The organism is Microbacterium sp. 5K110, assembly GCF_005774735.1.
In the GTDB taxonomy this organism is placed as follows: Bacteria; Actinomycetota; Actinomycetes; order Actinomycetales; family Microbacteriaceae; genus Microbacterium.
The window spans coordinates 1-17,032 of record NZ_VBUM01000079.1; the positions used below are offsets into that span (position 1 = coordinate 1).

The window sequence follows — 17,032 nt, forward strand, 5'->3', positions numbered from 1 at the left end:
CGGAAAAGCCGTCGCCGAACGAGCCGCCCGAGAAGCTGCCCGAGCCGCTGACCTGCGGGGCGGGGCTGCTTGCGGCGTGCATCGTCGACAGCGTCGAGAGGAAGACGGTGCTCGAGAAGCCGTTCGGTCCCGAATACCAGGAGAGGTCGCCCCCGCTCTGCCGTGCCTGGGCGCCGAGGACGTCGGCCCATTCCCGTTCGACGCCCCAGACCACGGCCCAGGGCAGCAGCTTCTCGTACAGGTGGAGCACCCGGGTCGGGTCTTCCGCGTCCATGACGCGGCGCTCGGCACCCTCGGGGCTCTGCAGGACGCGCAAGCGGTCGGCCTCGGCGAGGGCCAGGTAGTCGCGAAGGCCGCGGAGATGGTCGCGGGCGGGAGCGCCGGCATCCGTCACCACGTCCGAGTAGCGGAAGAGGACGAAGGTCAGGATGCCGGCGACCACCGTCACGGGGATCGCCGCGACCTGCCACCAGGCCGGCGACCCGCCGACCGCGGTGATCCCCAGTGTCGCGACCGACAGTCCGAATGACACCACCGCGATCGCGCCGGCGACCACGGCCGTCCCCGCGCGAGGGCGCCGCATCCAGCCGCGCCGCCGCAGCTCGGCGGCGGCCACGGGCGCAAACCCGCGCAAGCGCTCGCCGACGTCGCTTCCCGCGGTGTCGAGTGCGACGCGCTCGCCCGGGCGCGGCTGCGCGCCGAACACCGCGCTCAGAACCGCGGAGCGAAGGGGTGTCGCGCCCTCGCTGTCGACGTACTCCAGGGCGAGTCGCGTATCCGCGGCGGGGGCCTCGACGATGCGGAGATGCCCGGCCACCGCGGTGTCGAGCACGGCGGCCGGGATGGCGGCACCGCTCCTGCGCACCAGGTGGGCGCCCTCGACGACGTCGACGTCCTCGGGTGGCGTGTACTCCGGGATGATCACCCCGCGGCCCGGTGCGTCGCGGTTGCGGCGGCGGGCCAGGACCGCCACGCCGATGCCGATCGCGCTGAGCCCCACGGTGCCCAGCGACACCGCCGACAGGGTCGGCGCGGCATCCACGGAGAACTGCTCGCCGGGCGTGCGGACCACCTCGCCGGGGACGAACGTGCCGCGGGCGAACCCGACGGCGACCGTGACGTTCTCGCCTGGGCCCAGATCCGTGGCGCCCGCCGTGAACGTCACCGGTCCGTCCACGTCACTGCTGCGCGCGATGTCACAGCGCTCCTCCGATCCCTGTTCTCCCCGGTAGCACGATGCCGCACCGTCGAGTGCGGCATCGGCGAGCGTCGGTTCGATCGACAGCTCGACGCTCACGCGCCCAAAGGGCTGCTCCCACTGCGTCCCGTTCACGTCGCGGTAGAACTCGTCGGCGTCCGTGTCGGCGAAGGAGCGGATCGTGTCGCGCTGCGAGTAAGAGATCACGTAGGTCTGCTCGCCGTGGACGTACGTGTCGTCTCCGGTGAGCACGCGCACTTCTCGACGATCGGTCTCCACCTCGTAGGGGATGGGCGACCCGTCGGCACCGGTGACGGCGGTGACGCGCGTGTGCAGCGGGACGCCGTCGTAGTCGTCGGGGATCGCGCGCACGATTCCGCGATTCTGGTCCTCGTCGGGGAAGCGCGCGACGAGGGTCTCGGTGACGGTGAGTTCGGCGTGACCGTCGTCGGCGCGCGACAGGTGCATGCGGGCGTCGAAGGAGTCGAAACGGAAGTCGTCGACGTCGGCGTGCGCCGGAGCCGGGACCGCGCCGAGCACGGCCCACAGGGCGAAGACGGCCGCGACGAACACGAGGGGGCGGGCGGCGCGGACGCGGGTGGCGAGCTCGTGCATGCCTCGACGCTACCGAGAACGCGGCGGAGGCGACTCCGTCCTGTGGGGGATCCGGGACGCTCGGAGCGAGGCTCGCCGCAGTCTGCGCGACGAGGGGTCGTCGGTCCCGCGGAACTCAGCCTTATATCTCGCTTGCCTATTCGCTAGTCAATCTAGTAAGTTTGCGAACAATCAAAGAGGGAAGGTAAACATCATGGCGAAGATGTTCTACGGAACAACCCCCGAGCCCATCACGATCGACGATCGGATGCTGGCTCACGTCAAGGTCGTCGTGGCCACCAAGCTCCGCCGCGGCGAGAGCTTCACCCTTTCCTGGACCCACGGCGTCGACGAGCCCGGCGGACGCTCGACCATCTGGCTCCAGCCGTCCATTCCGCTGCGGTTCGTGTTCGATTCGGAGCAGCCTGAGTCTCTGGATCAGAACCTGCTCAAGCGCATGGCGAACGACGCCAACTCCTCTCGCGGGCTGAGCCTCGACATCGACGCCGACCGATCGGACGTCGCCGAACGCCCCGCGCAGGTCCGGAGGTCCGCGGCTCCGCGCTCTCTCGTGCGTGCGGCATGACCGCCACGGATACCCTGTCCGATGGCGCGTGGGTCAGCGGTCCCGCGTCCTGGGATCTGCCGACCGAGCCGCTGACCATCGTCGCCCCCGCGGCCGAGGCGGTCACCGTCAGCGTGTGACGTCGTCCTCCGACGCGGGCATCTCCGGCTCCCGCACGCCGGGCTCGGCGCGGGTGAGCACGATGGCCGCGGCCAGGATCACCGACCCGGCGACGATGAACGCCAGTTTCTGTCCGACCGAACTGTCCGCCGGCAGGAACAGCGTCGGGGCCGCGAAGACGACAGCGGCCACGACGGCCATGATCGCGCCCCAGGGTCGTCGCGTCATCCTGTGATTCCTCCCGTCGCCACCCGCTCGGTCAGGGGACGACGTATCCCGCAGCCCGGACCAGCGCGTACCACTCCGCGCGGGTGAGGTCGATGTCGGCACCGGCGGCGGCGTCCGTGACCCGCTGCGGGCTCGTCGTGCCGAGCACGACCTGCATGCCGGCGGGATGACGCGTGATCCACGCGACGGCGATCGCGAGGGGCGTGACGCCGTACCGTGCCGCGAGCTCGTCGATCACCGCGTTCAGATCGGCGTACGCGGGATTCCCGAGGAACACCCCGCCGCCGCGCGTTCCCTGGAGGGGCGACCACGCCTGCAGAGTGATGCCCTCGATCCGGCAGTACTCGACCAGGCCGCCACCGTCGAGGACCGCCGCCTGCGGGGTGCTCTCCATGTTCATGGCGAGGCCCTGCGTGATGATCGGCGCGTGCGCGATAGACAACTGCACCTGGTTCGCCACGATCGGTTGACGCACGGCGGTTCGCAGGAGATCGATCTGCCGCGGGGTGTGGTTGGACACCCCGAACGCGCGCACCTTGCCCGCCGCCTCGAGCTCGTCGAACGCGCGCGCCACCTCGTCCGGCTCGACGAGCGCGTCGGGGCGGTGCAGCAGCAGCACGTCGACGTAGTCCGTCTCGAGCGCGCGGAGCGACTCCTCGACGGAGGACACGATGTGCTCGTAGGAGAAGTCGAAGTACGGTCCTTCGCGGACGATGCCCGCCTTCGTCTGCAGACGGATCTCCGATCGCTCCGACGGGCTCAAACGCAACGCCTCGGAGAAACGCCGCTCCGCGGAGTGCAGCTCGCGGGCATAGATGTCGGCGTGGTCGAAGAAGTCGATCCCCGCGGACCGTGCCGCCGAGTACAGGGTGCGCACATCGTCATCGGACTTGCCGTCGATTCGCATCATTCCGGCGACGACGGCGGGAACGGCGGGGCCCGAGCGGCCGAGGGGAACGGATCTCATCGTTCCACGTTATCCCGCGTCCCGTCGCGAGCGGCGTCAGCCGCGCTCTTCCGTCCCGTCGTCGTCCGCCGCGCTGTCGTCGACGATGATCGGGGCGCCCCGGGGCGTCGCCCGCAAGAGCTCGTTCATCTCGGCCATGAAGCTGCTCACCTGCTGCTGCTGCCACCGGAGATCGCGGGTGCGGTCCTCGGCGTCGCGCAGCACGGCGGACGCGTGCCCGGTGATCGCGGCCGCGATGCGCTGAGCCTTCTCGCGAGCGTCATCGAGGATTTCCCGCGCGTGCACCTGCGCCTGGGTCTCGACCTGCTGCGCTTGCGCACGGGCGAGCCGCTCGTAGTCGTCAGCGCGAGCGGAGATCCGACGCGCGTGCTCGAGGGCGCCCTCGACCTGTTCGCTCGCATCCGCGGTGATGCGCTCCGCGTGGGCGACGGCCTGATTGTGCAGAACGAGGAACTCCTGCTGCGCGTCGTCCTGGCGTCGGGTCAGGGACTCCTCGAACTCCAGCACCCGCGCCGTCATCTCGCGAACGTCCCGTTCGGCTTTCGCGCGCAGGTCGCCGGTCTCGCGCGAGACGAGGGATCGCAGGGCTGCAGCCGCTTTCTCGGCCTCCGTCCGCAGCGCGACCGCCTCGCGTTCGGCCTGCGCGACCCTCTCGGCCGCGTGGGCGCGCTCCCGCTCCACGCGCGCGCCGTGGGCGGTGGCCTCGGTCTCGATGCGCAGTCGCACCTGGTCGGTGTCATGCTGCGCCTCGGCGAGCAGCCGTTCGCGTTCGGCGACGGCATCGTCGCGCAGGGCTGCAGCCTCGTCGCGGGCTCCCGCCAGAAGGCGCTCCGCCTGGGACACGGCGTTCTGAACCAGGACCGCCGCTTGCTCCTCGGCCACGCGCAGGATCGCTTCGAACTGCTGCCGGCTCTGCGCGGGATCGGTCTCATCGCCGAAGTCCGCGACCAAGCCGCTGGAGAGGGCGTGCACCTGCGCCTCGGCCTCCGCCGCGCGCGCGGCGGCTGCGCGCACCTCTTCCTGCAGACGTCCGGCGTCCTCAGCGTGGCGGCGCGCGGCCGCTTCGAGCTCGGTGTCGTGCTCGGCGCGCTGCTGCGCGAACAGCGACTCCGCGTGCAGCTTGTCGCGGTGCGCGTCGTCGGCGAGCTTGCGGACGCGCTGCGTGAGGCGGCGCACGGCATCGTCGACGGCATCCCGCTCGTATCCGCGGAAGCCGACCGGGAAAGCGGGAAGGGCGTCGCCGTCGTCGGCGGTGCCCAGCAGCTCGTCGAGGGGGGAGGCCGTCTCTCGCTCTTCGGGGGCCGGCCGTGCCGGGGATGCCGCAGAAGCACCGGCCTCGCTCTGGTCGTCCGTCACGGAAACTCCTCTCGGGCGGCGACGTCCTCATGGGCTCCTCGGCGCGCCGTGCGGGCGGGAGAGCCGGAGGGGATGCGCGGTCTCGAACCGGGTGCCGTGGCTACGAGACCGCGCATCCATGTTGAGTGACCGAGTTGAAGAGTAGGGAACTTGGGGGAGAACCACTCGCGATCACTCGAGGACGACAATGCCATGCGGTGCTCGATCCCATCGCCTGTGAGCCGATTCCTCACCCGCAGAATCGCCCGTACTGCGTCCACGACCCGACCGCTGCGCGGCGCCCGCCGCCTCTCCGCGATCCTCGACGCGGTACTCTGACCGAGCCCCCCTCGACGCCGCCGGAGACGCTCATGACCGAGACGATCGCGCGGTTCCCCCGTCCGGCGACGCGACCCGGGAACCGCCGCGTCCTGGTCCTGGCGACGGTGGGCGGGGCCGCCGCCTTCGTCAGTGCCGGGTTGATCTGGCTGAGTCGGCTGTGGGACCCGAGCGTGCACTACGTCAGTCAGCTCGGAGCGACCGGGATGCCCACCGCTCCGGTCTTCAACTCCGCCCTGTTGCTCTTGGGGATCGCGGCGGTGCTCGTCGACCGTGCCCTTCTGCACCAGTCGGCGTCGTACGTCGCGGGGTGGCCGATAGCGACGACCCTGGTGGTCTGCGGAGCGTGCTTCGCCGTGGCATCCGTCGTCACGTGCTCGCCCGGCTGCCCCGTCCCGTTCACTTCGGGCGCGCTGCCGCAGGATCTCATCCACATCAGTGCGGCCGTGCTCGGCTTCGTTCTGGCCATCGTGGCGATGGCGCAGGTCGCGGTGCTTCGTCGTCGTCCCTGGATGCGCGCCGCGAGCGTCGCGACCCTGGTCGCCGTCGGAGTGACCTCGCTCACGGGAGCCATGCTGGCGCTCTTCCGCGGCGACACGGTGCTCGGAGGCAACCTCGAGTTCACGGCCGCGACGCTCGCGATCGCCTGGTTCGGGATCTTCGGTCTGCAGGTGGCCGCCGACGAGCGGATCACCCGTCGGTCGGGCGCCGATGCGCTCGCGGTGCCGGGCTAGCGTGGGGTCATGACCAGACGACGTCTCCGACAGCTTCTCGGTGTCCTCGCCCCGGTCGCGGGCCTCGTCGTCATTCTCGTCGTGCTCCACGGAGCCGGGATTCCGCTGACCATCCCGGGTGTGATCGTGGTGCTCGTGCTGCTGGTCGTCGGGCGTCTCGTCTTCGCGTTCGCCCGACGGCGGCGGCCCGACCGACGATGAGACGGCCGGGCCACCGCGGTCAGAGCTCGTTCTCGGCTTCGATGAGTCCCCAGGCGTGGGCCGCGCGGATGGCACTGGCGCGGTCCGACACCTCGAGCTTGCGATAGAGGCTCTGCAGCTGCGTCTTGACGGTGTTCGGCGAGACCACCAGCGCACGCGCGATGTCGGCGATCGTCGAGGTCGGGGTGAGCTGAGCGAGCACCACCTGTTCGCGCTTGGTCAGGTGGGGGACGCTCACCGACGACGCGAAGAACGAGGCGCGATCGGCCACCTTCTCTCGGGCGGTCGGGGACAGCAGGCGCAGGACGAGGGCGCGGTCCTCCGGAGCGACGGCGCTCCACGGGCTCCACAGGTCGTGCCGGCCGCTGAGCGCCTCGGCGCGCTGAGCAGTGGAGCGGTGGGCACCGGTGCCGTTCAACCGGACGTCGGCGACCATGCTCACCACCAGGCTTTCCAACGCCGCCCGCGGGGAGGACTCCTGGTGGATCCCCCACTTCACGCTCATCACGTAGGCCTCGTGGGCGCGTCCGGCGTACAGCTGGGAGAGCGCGATCGCCGGCGCGGTCGCGGACGAGAGACCGAACGGTCCCTCGAACAGGGCCATGGCCTTGCGGGCTTGGCGCAGGGCGATGAGCACCTTGGCGCGGGCGGTGAGCAGCTGGATCGACTGGAAGTGGGACGGGGGCGTGCTGCGGGTGCGCGCCATCCACGAGCGGAGCATTCCGAGTGCGTCGGGAGCCGCGCCCGAGAGCAGGAACGCGATGGCCTGAGTGGCCGCGGCGAACGGCCAGAGCTCCCGCGCTCCGCCCGTGGCGGTCATCGTCTCGAGGCGCTCCCGCGCCCCCATCGCGTCGCCGCGTTCCAGGCGCAGCCATGCGTCGGCCAGACGCGTCCCCTCTCCCCACGGGGAGTTCACCCAGCTGTCCTCGCGGTCCGTGTCGCACAGCACCCCCGCCGCGCGCACATCGCCTTCCAACAGGGCGACGATCGCGAGGACGCCGCGGGCGCGCAGCCGCCGCGCGGGAGGAGCGAGCCGCTCGACCTGGCCGAGTGCGAGGGTCGCGTCGCGCAGCTTCCCCATCGCCAGGTGCGTCATCCCCACCTGATACCAGCCCTCGGCGACGACGTCGTCCGTGAGCGCAGGTCGCCGTCTCAATGCATCGACGAGCAAGGATGCCGATTCCGTGGCGAGCGCGAAGCGGCCCGCCGCGCGCAGCAGATCGACCCGCATGATGAGCGCCTCGACGTTGTGCTGGGCGGCGGCCTTCGCCTCGGGGAGGCGACCGAGCGCTCCGACGACCAGCGCGGGGGTCTCCGCGGATGCCGCGGTGTCCGGGTCGACGGTCAGGAGAGCGTCCACCGAGACCGGGTCGAAACCGACGTGGGCGCGCATCGTCTCGACGAGCCTGGTGAAGGCCGAGGAGTCACGAGCCCAGATCTCGGGCCCGGTGGAACGGAGGATGGATCCCAGGGTCGACCACTGGCCCGCATCGGCGGCGAGCTGGGCAGCCCGCAGGGGCTCGCCGGCGGCGACGAGGTGGTCCAGCAGCCGCAGCCGGGCGTGTTCGACCAACTGGGGAGCGCCTGCCGTGATCTCGCGCAACCACTGGGCTCGCACGGGTTCGGCCAGGACGAGTCGGGTGGTGCTCGGCCACACGAAGCCGGCGTCCTGCAGCTCGCCCAGCAGCTCGCTCGTCGACGCGTTGGTGGAGTCGATGCCGATCGCGTCGGCCAGCTCGACGTTGACGTACGGCGCCACGGCCAGTAGGCGCACCTCGTCGGTGACGGGAGTGCTCAAGTGCGCCTCCATGTCGGCGGTGAGCGCGCGGGTGGCGTAGTCGGCGATCGCATCGGCCTCGTCGCGCGTCCGCAACGGGAGCCCCTCGAGACGCAATCGCGAGCTGGAGAGCTGGGCGAGTGCGGGCCACCCATGGGTGCGCCGCATCAGCACGTCGATCGCGACGTCGGTGGTCTCGATCCCGTTGAGCTCGAGGACCAGCATCAGCTCCTCCCGCGACATCAGCAGGTCGGCGGGCGTCAGCACGTGCACGTCGAATTCGAGCGCGACGAGCGGACTCTCGAGCCGGGTGACATGCCGGGTCGCGACCACGATGCGGAGCGCGGGGTCGGTGCGCAGCATGTCCAGGACGACGGTGGAGTCCACCCCCCGGCCATCGTCGAGGTTGTCCACGAGCAGGACGTGCTGAGGCGGGCCCTCCCGGAACGCCGCAGCCACGCGATCGAGCACCTCCGGACCGGCGTGCCCGGCGTCGAGCAGCTGTATCCCGATCTCGGGGTCGTCCTCGAGCGTGGAGGCGAACTGCCGGAGCAACGCGCTCTTGCCGACACCCGCGGGACCGCGCAGGAGCACGACGTCGCTGTCGAGTGCCGTCCGGAGCGTGGCGATGGTCGCCGTGCGCGGCGTCCAGAAGCGGCTCGAGCGCCGTGCGGCGCGTGCCGTGGTGGGTGGGGTTTCCAGGTCGATCAGCATCGTTCTCTCCAACTCTCACGCCGGTGGTGTCGTCGGCCCGGTTCGGGTGCCGGGGACGAAGGGCGCGCACGGCGGTGGTGCGCTTCACCCGATCTTTGGGGTGATGTTCGCCCGTGCTTCGCACGAGAGGAGCGGTTTCATACCCGTCGTCATCCCCCTTTCACCCCGCCGGCATCACCTCCCCGGATCGTTCCTCACCAACACGGGCGGTCTCCGCGACGACCGCGCTTCGCCCGCTCGTGCGGATGCCCCAGGTGGCGGGAACGGGTGCCGGTGCGCACCTATGCTTCCCCGGGCTCGGCGTTCCCATCGCACGGGCCCGGTGAAAGGCGGAACACGAGTGGACATGCAACGCGTCGCGCGGATCCTGCGCGCGTACTGGAAGGCGATCGTCGCCCTGACCATCGCGGGGGGCCTCGTGGGCTTCGGATGGAGCGCCCTGCAATCGCCGGTGTACACCGCCGATGCGAGCGGATATGTCGCCAGCGTCGCGTCGGACGGCTCCACCGGGGCTGCGCTGGCGGGCAATCAACTGGCGCTGTCGAAGGTGAAGTCCTTCATCGACATGGGGTACTGGCGCTCGGTCGCCGAGACGGCTCGCGACCAGCTCGGTCTCACGGACACACCGGAGTCGCTCGTGCAGCGCATCCACGTGTCCAACCCGGTGGACACCGTCAGCGTGCGGGTCGAGGCGACCGGGTCGACACCCGAGTCTGCTCGAGACCTGGCCCAGGCGTGGCTGCAGGGGATGACCGTACAGGTCGACCAGCTGGAGTCGACGGGTGCTGCGCAGGGGGCCGTCCGTCTCATTCCGGGGGACTCCGCACGGCTGCCGACCGCGCCGTCCTCGCCGAACGTCAAGCTCAACGTCGCGATCGGCGCGATCGCGGGAGCCGTGGTCGGTGTCGTCTTCGCGCTCGTCCGTCGCGCTTTCGACCGTCGCTTGCGGTCGGCGAGCGACATCTCCGACGCCGTCGACGCCGCCGTCGTGGGAGTCTTGCCCGTCGACAAGGAACTCGCCGCCGGGCGCGCCGTGTTCTCGTTCGACGACATCCGCGACGGGCGGGGGTCCTTCGCTCACAAGGAGGCGATGCGGGAACTGCGGACCAACCTGCAGTACGTCGATGTCGACCACCCCGCTCGGGTGATGGTCGTGACCAGCCCGCTCCCCGGCGACGGAAAGTCGACCACGGCGGCCAATCTCGCCGTCAGCATCGCGGCGACGGGCCAGCCCGTCATCCTCATCGACGCCGACTTGCGGCGGCCGGTGCTGGGGGCGACCTTCGGCTTCTCCGACGACGTCGGTCTGTCCGACGTCCTCGCCGGCCGCGCCCAGATCGAGCAGGTGGCGCACCAGGTCGACGAGCACGGGCGTCTCTTCGTCGTGGCTGCGGGGCGCACTCCGCCCAACCCGAGCGAGATGGTCGGTTCGCAGCGGATGCAGCAGCTCGCGCGGAAGCTCGCCGACGATCTCGTCGTGATCATCGACTCCCCGCCGACCCTCGCCGTGGCCGACGCCGCCGTCATCGCGAGCTGGGCCGACGGCGCGGTGCTCGTCGTCACTGCCAGACGGACGACCGACGACATGCTCGCCCGCGCGGTCGAGAACATCGCCAAGACCCGCGGACGGCTCCTGGGTGTCGTGCTGAACCGCGTTCCGCTGCGGGGTGCCGACTCGAGTTACTACGGGTCGCAGTACGGCGGCTATTACGGCTACGGCGCGCCCAGCACCCGAGGCGGGAAGCCGTGGTGGCGGCGTCCGTGGAGACGTGTCTCCGGGGCCGAGGTCGGACCTGATGACGTCGTGCCCGGGCCGCGTCGACGGCCATCCGAGCTGCCGCCGTCCAACGTCAGCGGCTTGCGCACGCTCTCGCAGCGGCGGAAGGCGTCTTCCCTCGCGGGTGATCCCGATGGTGAACCAAACGAGCTCATCGCGCCGGTTCCGGGCGACGACGCGCGCACGTCCCGCCGCCGCCCGCGCGGCTGACGGACACCGAACGACGAAGGCGCCGGTCCCTCGGGAGCCGGCGCCTTCGTCGTTCGAAATCAGTGCGCGGTCGCGCCCGGAGCGACGACCGCCTTGACGGTGCGGAACAGGATCACGATGTCGCCCACGAGCGACCAGTTCTCGACGTAGAAGAGGTCGAGGCGGATGGCATCCTCCCACGACAGGGTCGAGCGCCCGCTGACCTGCCACAGGCCGCTCATGCCCGGGCGCACGATGAGGCGCCGACGGGCGTCGTCGTCGTAGAACGCGACCTCCGCGTCGCGCTGGGGGCGCGGGCCGACCAGGCTCATCTGACCGAGCAGCACATTGAAGAGCTGGGGGAGCTCGTCCAGCGAATACGTGCGCAGAATCCGGCCGATGGGGGTGATGCGGGGGTCGTTCTCGACCTTGAACAGCGGCGCACCGTCACGTCCCTGCTGCGCGAGCAACTCCGACAGGCGGGCATCGGCCCCGTCCACCATCGACCGGAACTTGAACATGCCGAAGCGGATCCCGCCCTGGCCGACACGTTCCTGGCGGTACAGGATCGGGCCCGGGCCCGACAGACGCACCAGGGCGGCGAGGACGAGGAGGACCGGGCTGAGAGCGATCAGCAGGAGCCCGGATCCGACGATGTCGAAGGCGCGTTTCAGCACCCTTTGACGGGTGGAGTACTGCGGCGTCTCGACGTGGACGAGCGGGAGTCCCGCGACGGGTCGCGTGTGGATGCGCGGACCGGCGACGTCGGTGAGGTTCACAGCGACGATCAGGTGCTCCCGCCCGGGCTCCAGGCCCCATCCGATCCGTCGGATGTCGTGCGCGTCGAGATGGGTCCCCCCGGTGACGAGGACGCTGTCGGCGTCGAGCTCCCCGAGCCGGCTCCGCAGCAGGCGGGCGTGCCCATCTGTCCAGCCCTGGCCCTGGTCCGCATCGAGCGGATGAAGTCCCACGATCGTCAACCCGACTCCGGGTTGGCGCGCGATCTCCCCGGCCACGCGGGCGTTCTCGTCGGCGCTGCCGACGAGAACCACGCGCGCCGACATGGCGCCCTTGCGGCGTCGGGCGACGAGCCAGGACCGGCAGGCGCTGCGCGCGGCCAGCAACGTCACGGTCCCCACCGGCAGGCTCAGCAGGAAGTACCCGCGCGAGAGATCGATCCCGCTGAGATAGGCCGCCATCGCGACGAGGCCGAAGAGTTGGACGGAAGCGGCCAGGACGAGTCGATGTTCGGCGACGCCGTGGCCGATGACGCGTGGCAGTCGCGTGCCCCACAGCGTCAGCGCGAGCAGCCACGCGAGGCTGAGCAGGGCCGACACCGTCGTGTAGTCGATCGGGACGGCGCTGACGCCGGTGGGCAGCGGGCCGAGCCACAGCACTTGCGTGCCGAAGACGGCGGCGACCACCACCACGGCGTCGACGACCGTGAGCAACGCGGCGTAGTGGGCCTGCCAGGTTCTTCTTCTTACGGGGCGCGCCCGGGTGAAGGTCTTGGCTAGGGCTGGTGAACTGAGTGAGGAGGTGGCGAGATCCATGGGTACTCCGCTGATCGGGCTCAGTGGCCGGAGATGATGCGCCTCTGGGCTGGAACAGGAGGCGCGGGGTCCGGGCACTCTGCCACTCGGTGGGCGGGGGGAGCATGGACGCCGTTCGGACGACGGAAGGGTGAACGCTCTCGGCGGCTCCATTGCGGCGGCGCGTCCTCGGTCCTTCGCGGCGGCGTCGGGCGCCGCCGCCCGGGGGATCGCCTCGACATTCACCTCGCCGGTATCGCTCGTCACCCTCCTCGTTCGGGCGCCGCTGTTCGCGCGCGTCGAAGATGAGGCATGCATACATGTTCATGTGGGCGTATGCGGACGGACAAGCTGGATGCATGACCGACGTGCCCGATCCCTGGACCGAGTTCGCCCGCGATTTCGGCGCCAGCCTTCGCCATGCGCGGGCCGAGAAAGGCCTCTCCCAGGAGCACGTCGCTCACGCGGCGGGGCTGGCGACGTTCACTTATCGCAAGCTGGAGCGCGGCGAATCCAACCCCGGGACCCCCGCGAACCCACGTCTGCGCACGATCGTATGTCTGGCCGAGGTGCTGGACATCTCTCTCACCGAGCTCTTGCCTCCGCCGCCGGAGGGGGTCGCCCCCGGGCGCTGACGGCGGTGTCGGAGGCTCGTGCTTCACTTCCTCCGTGCCCACCGACGATCGGGTCGTCCACGCGGACGACCCGGAGAAAGAGGTGTCCGGCATGAGTGAGTTCGACGTCCGCCCCCCTGGCCGCGCTCGGCGTTGCGGTTTCGCCTGGTGCACGACTCGGCACGGCGAGACGGCGCATCCCGATGACGAGGCGCATCGCAGTGACGGCGTGGCCTTCTCTGCGCGTGTTCGTGCCGTCGACGAGAGGGGCCCGGGAGTCGACGCCGAAGTGGAAGTGGGTCTGCTGCGGCGCGTGACCGACCAAGACACCTGGCTCGTGATCGAGTCCGCCGGCGGCACCGGTCTGGCGCTGACCCTCGAGGGGGCACGCGAGCTGCGTCGCATGCTCGACGGCGATCCGCAGGTCCGGACGGCGTTGTCGTCGTGACGCGCAGACGAGGTCTCGACCTCGCTGCGTTTCACCCGGGGTCGCCCGGGTGACGTCGCTCGCGGGAGTGTCCGGTGGCGTCCGGTCGGGCGATGGACTGGACCGGTCGGCGTCTTCCCCCGAGCGAAGTGAGGTCTCCGTGATCGCATCCCCGACGTCCGCGCGCGTCATTGTCGTCTGTACCGCGAATGCCATTCGATCACCGTTCGTGGAGCACCTGTTGCGTGCCCGTCTGGAACGGATCGGTGTCGCCCGACTGGACATCGGCAGCGCGGGCTCGGCAGCGCGACCTGGACGAACGGCCGAAACGCGCATCGTCGACATCGGCCGCGCGCACGGACTCGATCTCGGGGAGCACCGCACGCGCCGACTCGGCGAGTCGATGCTGCAGCCCGGAACCACCGTGCTGTGCGCGGCTGCAATTCACCGACGCGTCGTCCTGGACATGCGCCCCGATCTGCTGGATTCGACCTTCACCGTGCGTGAGTTCGCCCGGCTCCTCGAAGTCGACGACGGGCAGGGGAGTCAGGTGGACGACTGGCTCTCTCTCGTGCGGTGGGCGGCGCGGCACCGCACGCGCGCCCGCCCGGGTGCGCCGGCGGACGACGATCTCGTCGACCCGATCGGGCGGGAGCCGGCCGTCTGGACGGAGTTCGAACGTGACGCGGTCGCCGCCGTCGAGGCGATCGCTCGTCGCATCGCCGCGCTGCCGGTCATCGGGACGGGCGTCACGCCCCCCACCACGGTTCCCCGCACTCGGCGAGAGATGCGGGCGCGATCGGCGGCCGGCGCCGTGCCGCGGTGAACGCGGGGCTCATGTCCGATGTCGCGAGGGGTGGTGGCGTTGTAGGAGACGCCCCACAGCGACGGTTCCCGCACCGATCACCCCGCCGACGGTGTTCGCAGCGACGTCGAGCACGCTGGAGGTCCTTCCGGGCAGGAAGAGGCCCTGGGCGATCTCGATCAGCAGCGGTACGGCCCAGACGACGCCGAGGACGATGAACGGTCGACCGGGCAACACCGTCGCCAGGATCATCCCGAACGGGATGAGAAGGACGACGTTCAACGTGGCGTCGATGCCGAAGGGGAACGCCGCCGACGCGTATCGCAGGAGCAACGCGTAGAGGGGGCCCGCGCCGGAGTCGACGTGATGCGGCCACAACACGATTGCCGCCAGCGCGACGAGGTAGCCGAATGTCACAGCCGTGGCCAGGCCGCGAGTTCGACGGGGCACGGCCGTGGTGGGCATGCCTCACGATAGCCCGGACAACGCTCGCGTACGGACACGCCTATGGTGCGCTCAGAGGGTGGCGGCTCCGCTCAGTTCCGCGGGGGCGGGAGCGTCCAGGGCATGGCGCTCTTCGCTATCTGCGCGGGCGATGATCCGGCCGAGGCCGATCCCGGCCGCGAGAGCGGCAAGGACCCAGGTGAGGATGCCGACAGCGATGGCGGCGGTGACGAAGACCATGGGACTTCTCCTTTGGAGTCCGGTGGTGCACAACGGGAGCTGGTCGTCACTGTAGCGCCCTCCCACTCCCGGTGGGGATACTGACGCGCGCAGAACGGATGTGGTAGGTCAGCGTCGGCGGCTGAATGTGCGTCGGACGACGCGGAGCAGCCCGAGGAAGCCGAACAGGCCGATCACCGCGCCCAGGACCGAGAACAGGGTCACCGACCCGCCCAAGACAGGGCCGCCTCCCGCGACGATGAGGACGACGGCGATCACGACCGCGGCGATCGAGACCAGCGTCGAGGCGATCTCGGAGGTGATCCGGGTCAGGATGCCGCTGGCGTCGGTGCCGTCGTCGGACCGCAGGGTGATGCCGATGGACCCCCGTTCGATGCCGGTGAGGAGCGCCTCGAGACGCTGCGGCATCCGTTGCATCCGAGCGAGCGAGATCACCGCGGCGGCTTGGAGATCGGTCGCGGTGCGCGTGAGCGAGAGCGTCCGCCGCAACAGGCTCGGCATGAGTGGGAGGGCGCGACCGACCATGTCGAAGTCCTCGACGATCACGCGCAGGCACCCTTCCAGGGTGGCGAAGCTGCGCAGAGCCGAGGCCAGTTCCCCGGGGAGGGCGATCCGGTGCTGCCGGATGACGTCGACGATGCGGGTGAAGATCGATCCCTGACCGCCGCTGCGCAGATTCTCTGCCGTGAGGACGACCCCGACGTCGTGGCGGAAGGCGTTGAGGTCCACGTCGTCGGGCGCCGCGACGATCAGGAGGAGCGCATCGGTCGCCGCCACGTCGTTCTCGCTGAGCGCTGCCAGCAGGAACGCCGTCATGTGCTGTCGCGTGCTGCGTTCGATGATGCCGACCGCGCCGAAGTCGATCAGGCCCAGGGTTCCGTCGCTCTTGAGCAGCACGTTGCCCGGGTGGAGGTCGGCGTGGAAGACGCCGTACACGAGGATCTGCTCGATGACGGTCGTCATCAGCGCCTCGGCCAGCCGGTCGCGTTCCTCTGCCGACAGTGCCGCCAGTCGGTCGACGGCGTCGCCGAGAGCCACGCCGTCGACGAGTTCCATCGTCAGGACGCGGGGGCTCGAGGCCTCGGGGAATGCGGCGGGCACGGTCACGACTCCGCGGCGCGCGGGCTCAGCGGAATCGATCCGGTCGACGGTGGCTCGGATCATCTCGGTGTTGCGCGCTTCGACGCGGTAGTCCAGCTCTTCCAGGAGCGTCGTCGTGAACCCGCGGGCGACCGATTCGATGCGCAGGTCGCGACCGACCCGGGTTCGCGCCTCCGCGCGGTGGGCGAGACGACCGATGATGTCGGCGTCCGCCTCCACTTGCGCCCGTGCGACGGGACGTTGCACCTTGACCACGACGCGGCTGCCGTCGCGGAGCACCGCCCGGTGCACCTGCGCCACCGAAGCCGCGGCGAGCGGGATCGGGTCGACCTCGGTGAACACCTCGTCTACGGGGCGCCCCAGGTCGGTCTCGATGACCTCGCGGATGGTCTCCCACGGGAGCGTCGTGGCGCTCGTCTGCAGGGAGGCGAGTGCGCTCAGGTAGGGCTCGGGGATGAGGTCCCGGCGCGTGGAGAGCACTTGCCCGAGCTTGACGAAGCTCACGCCGGCGTCATTGATGGTCGCGACGATCGCGCGCGCGCGTTCTTCGGAGGTGCTCAGTTCGCGTTCGACGCGCGTGTGACCGCCGTGGAAGAGCCATCCCACCCCGTGCCGCGACGCGATGGTCAAGATCTGGATGTACCGACGCGTGCGCTTGCGCCGACGCAGGGCCGCGCGGATCACGTCGATCGGATTCGGCAGCGGCCGGGTCGGGAAGATCGCCTCGCTGGCCACGAGTGCCGCGACCCCGATGGCGAAGACCCAGCTGATCGACAGCGCGATGAGCCCGAGCCAGAGCCAGATGTCCTCGTCCCGCGTGGGAACCGCCGACGTGGGCAGCCCGGTCTGCCTCAGCACCCATCCGGCGAAGGGGACCCCGACGAAGAACACGAGCAGGCCGACGACGATGCTCCGCGGCCACCCGACCGGCGTGCCGAGGACCTGCCGAGCGATGAAGCCCACGAGGACCGCGCAGACCACGGCGACGACGGTGATGAGCAGGGTGACGAGCACGGGGTCAGCGTAGCCGTCGATCACGCGATCCGGACGAGACCGCATCCCGGGCACGTCCAGACGTCGGCCGAGCGCTGCCGACGTGGCTCCATCGTGTGCAGGCAACGGGGGCAATGG

The 17,032-nt window shown here is 70.5% G+C and carries 18 protein-coding genes; 8 read left to right on the top strand and 10 right to left on the bottom strand.

The window, feature by feature from the left end; all coding sequences use genetic code 11:
• On the bottom strand, positions 1 to 1,813 hold a 1,813-nt coding region (locus tag FE256_RS14500), incomplete at its 3' end, for a DUF2207 domain-containing protein (protein ID WP_138176977.1).
• Positions 1,814 to 2,006: 193 nt separating this feature from the next.
• On the opposite strand from FE256_RS14500, the gene FE256_RS14505 reads away from it, so the two are divergent.
• On the top strand, positions 2,007 to 2,378 hold the full coding sequence (locus FE256_RS14505; RefSeq protein WP_138176980.1) for a DUF7882 family protein: 372 nt from the start codon (positions 2,007 to 2,009) through the stop codon (positions 2,376 to 2,378).
• Complete coding sequence (locus tag FE256_RS18600; protein ID WP_289508592.1) at positions 2,375 to 2,497, top strand: hypothetical protein; 123 nt, start codon at positions 2,375 to 2,377, stop codon at positions 2,495 to 2,497. Before FE256_RS14505 ends, FE256_RS18600 begins: the two co-directional genes overlap by 4 nt.
• Here FE256_RS18600 and FE256_RS14510 read toward each other — a convergent pair.
• The 3 genes from FE256_RS14510 to FE256_RS14520 are packed head-to-tail and all read right to left on the bottom strand — an operon-like array spanning position 2,487 to position 5,028.
• A complete protein-coding gene (locus tag FE256_RS14510; RefSeq protein ID WP_138176983.1) occupies positions 2,487 to 2,705 on the bottom strand; it encodes a hypothetical protein in 219 nt (72 codons plus the stop codon). The two genes, FE256_RS18600 and FE256_RS14510, sit on opposite strands and share 11 nt — an antisense overlap.
• 31 nt (positions 2,706 to 2,736) lie before the next feature.
• Positions 2,737 to 3,672: an aldo/keto reductase gene (locus FE256_RS14515; protein WP_138176986.1), complete on the bottom strand. Its 936-nt coding sequence runs from the start codon at positions 3,670 to 3,672 to the stop codon at positions 2,737 to 2,739.
• A 36-nt stretch (positions 3,673 to 3,708) separates the two neighbouring features.
• Complete coding sequence (locus FE256_RS14520; protein WP_212743528.1) at positions 3,709 to 5,028, bottom strand: coiled-coil domain-containing protein; 1,320 nt, start codon at positions 5,026 to 5,028, stop codon at positions 3,709 to 3,711.
• Positions 5,029 to 5,378: 350 nt separating this feature from the next.
• On the opposite strand from FE256_RS14520, the gene FE256_RS14525 reads away from it, so the two are divergent.
• Both FE256_RS14525 and FE256_RS14530 read left to right on the top strand, forming a co-directional pair.
• Entirely contained in the window at positions 5,379 to 6,080 is a 702-nt protein-coding gene (locus FE256_RS14525; protein ID WP_138176989.1) for a DUF998 domain-containing protein, read from the top strand.
• 9 nt (positions 6,081 to 6,089) lie between these two features.
• Positions 6,090 to 6,281, top strand: a complete 192-nt coding sequence (locus FE256_RS14530) for a hypothetical protein (protein ID WP_138176992.1) — start codon at positions 6,090 to 6,092, stop codon at positions 6,279 to 6,281.
• Between the two features lie 19 nt (positions 6,282 to 6,300).
• Here the strand turns inward: FE256_RS14530 and FE256_RS14535 are convergent, their stop codons facing one another.
• Positions 6,301 to 8,772, bottom strand: a complete 2,472-nt coding sequence (locus FE256_RS14535; protein ID WP_138176995.1) for a helix-turn-helix transcriptional regulator — start codon at positions 8,770 to 8,772, stop codon at positions 6,301 to 6,303.
• 346 nt (positions 8,773 to 9,118) lie between these two features.
• Here FE256_RS14535 and FE256_RS14540 point away from each other — a divergent pair, with 346 nt between their 5' ends.
• A complete protein-coding gene (locus FE256_RS14540; protein ID WP_171024357.1) occupies positions 9,119 to 10,759 on the top strand; it encodes a tyrosine-protein kinase domain-containing protein in 1,641 nt (546 codons plus the stop codon).
• Between the two features lie 59 nt (positions 10,760 to 10,818).
• On the opposite strand, the gene FE256_RS14545 is transcribed toward FE256_RS14540, so the two are convergent.
• The gene (locus tag FE256_RS14545; RefSeq protein ID WP_138177001.1) at positions 10,819 to 12,291 is read right to left on the bottom strand and encodes a sugar transferase; all 1,473 of its coding nucleotides are present in this window, start codon (positions 12,289 to 12,291) and stop codon (positions 10,819 to 10,821) included.
• A 338-nt stretch (positions 12,292 to 12,629) separates the two neighbouring features.
• Between FE256_RS14545 and FE256_RS14550 the strand changes: the two genes are divergently transcribed.
• The 3 genes from FE256_RS14550 to FE256_RS14560 all read left to right on the top strand — a co-directional run bounded on the left by FE256_RS14550 (position 12,630) and on the right by FE256_RS14560 (position 14,137).
• The gene (locus tag FE256_RS14550) at positions 12,630 to 12,905 is read left to right on the top strand and encodes a helix-turn-helix domain-containing protein (protein WP_138177004.1); all 276 of its coding nucleotides are present in this window, start codon (positions 12,630 to 12,632) and stop codon (positions 12,903 to 12,905) included.
• A 34-nt stretch (positions 12,906 to 12,939) separates the two neighbouring features.
• Positions 12,940 to 13,332: a hypothetical protein gene (locus tag FE256_RS14555; protein ID WP_138177007.1), complete on the top strand. Its 393-nt coding sequence runs from the start codon at positions 12,940 to 12,942 to the stop codon at positions 13,330 to 13,332.
• Positions 13,333 to 13,471: 139 nt separating this feature from the next.
• Positions 13,472 to 14,137, top strand: a complete 666-nt coding sequence (locus tag FE256_RS14560; protein ID WP_171024358.1) for an arsenate reductase/protein-tyrosine-phosphatase family protein — start codon at positions 13,472 to 13,474, stop codon at positions 14,135 to 14,137.
• A 9-nt stretch (positions 14,138 to 14,146) separates the two neighbouring features.
• Here the strand turns inward: FE256_RS14560 and FE256_RS14565 are convergent, their stop codons facing one another.
• From FE256_RS14565 to FE256_RS18655, 4 genes are all read right to left on the bottom strand, one after another.
• On the bottom strand, positions 14,147 to 14,581 hold the full coding sequence (locus tag FE256_RS14565; protein WP_138177013.1) for a VanZ family protein: 435 nt from the start codon (positions 14,579 to 14,581) through the stop codon (positions 14,147 to 14,149).
• A gap of 51 nt (positions 14,582 to 14,632) precedes the next feature.
• Complete coding sequence (locus FE256_RS18245; RefSeq protein ID WP_171024359.1) at positions 14,633 to 14,800, bottom strand: hypothetical protein; 168 nt, start codon at positions 14,798 to 14,800, stop codon at positions 14,633 to 14,635.
• A 108-nt stretch (positions 14,801 to 14,908) separates the two neighbouring features.
• Positions 14,909 to 16,915 carry an ABC1 kinase family protein gene (locus tag FE256_RS14570; protein ID WP_171024360.1) on the bottom strand — a complete coding sequence of 669 codons (2,007 nt, stop codon included), beginning with the start codon at positions 16,913 to 16,915 and terminating at the stop codon, positions 14,909 to 14,911.
• A gap of 20 nt (positions 16,916 to 16,935) precedes the next feature.
• A partial coding sequence (locus FE256_RS18655) for a zf-TFIIB domain-containing protein (RefSeq protein WP_171024361.1) occupies positions 16,936 to 17,032 on the bottom strand: 97 nt, incomplete at its 5' end.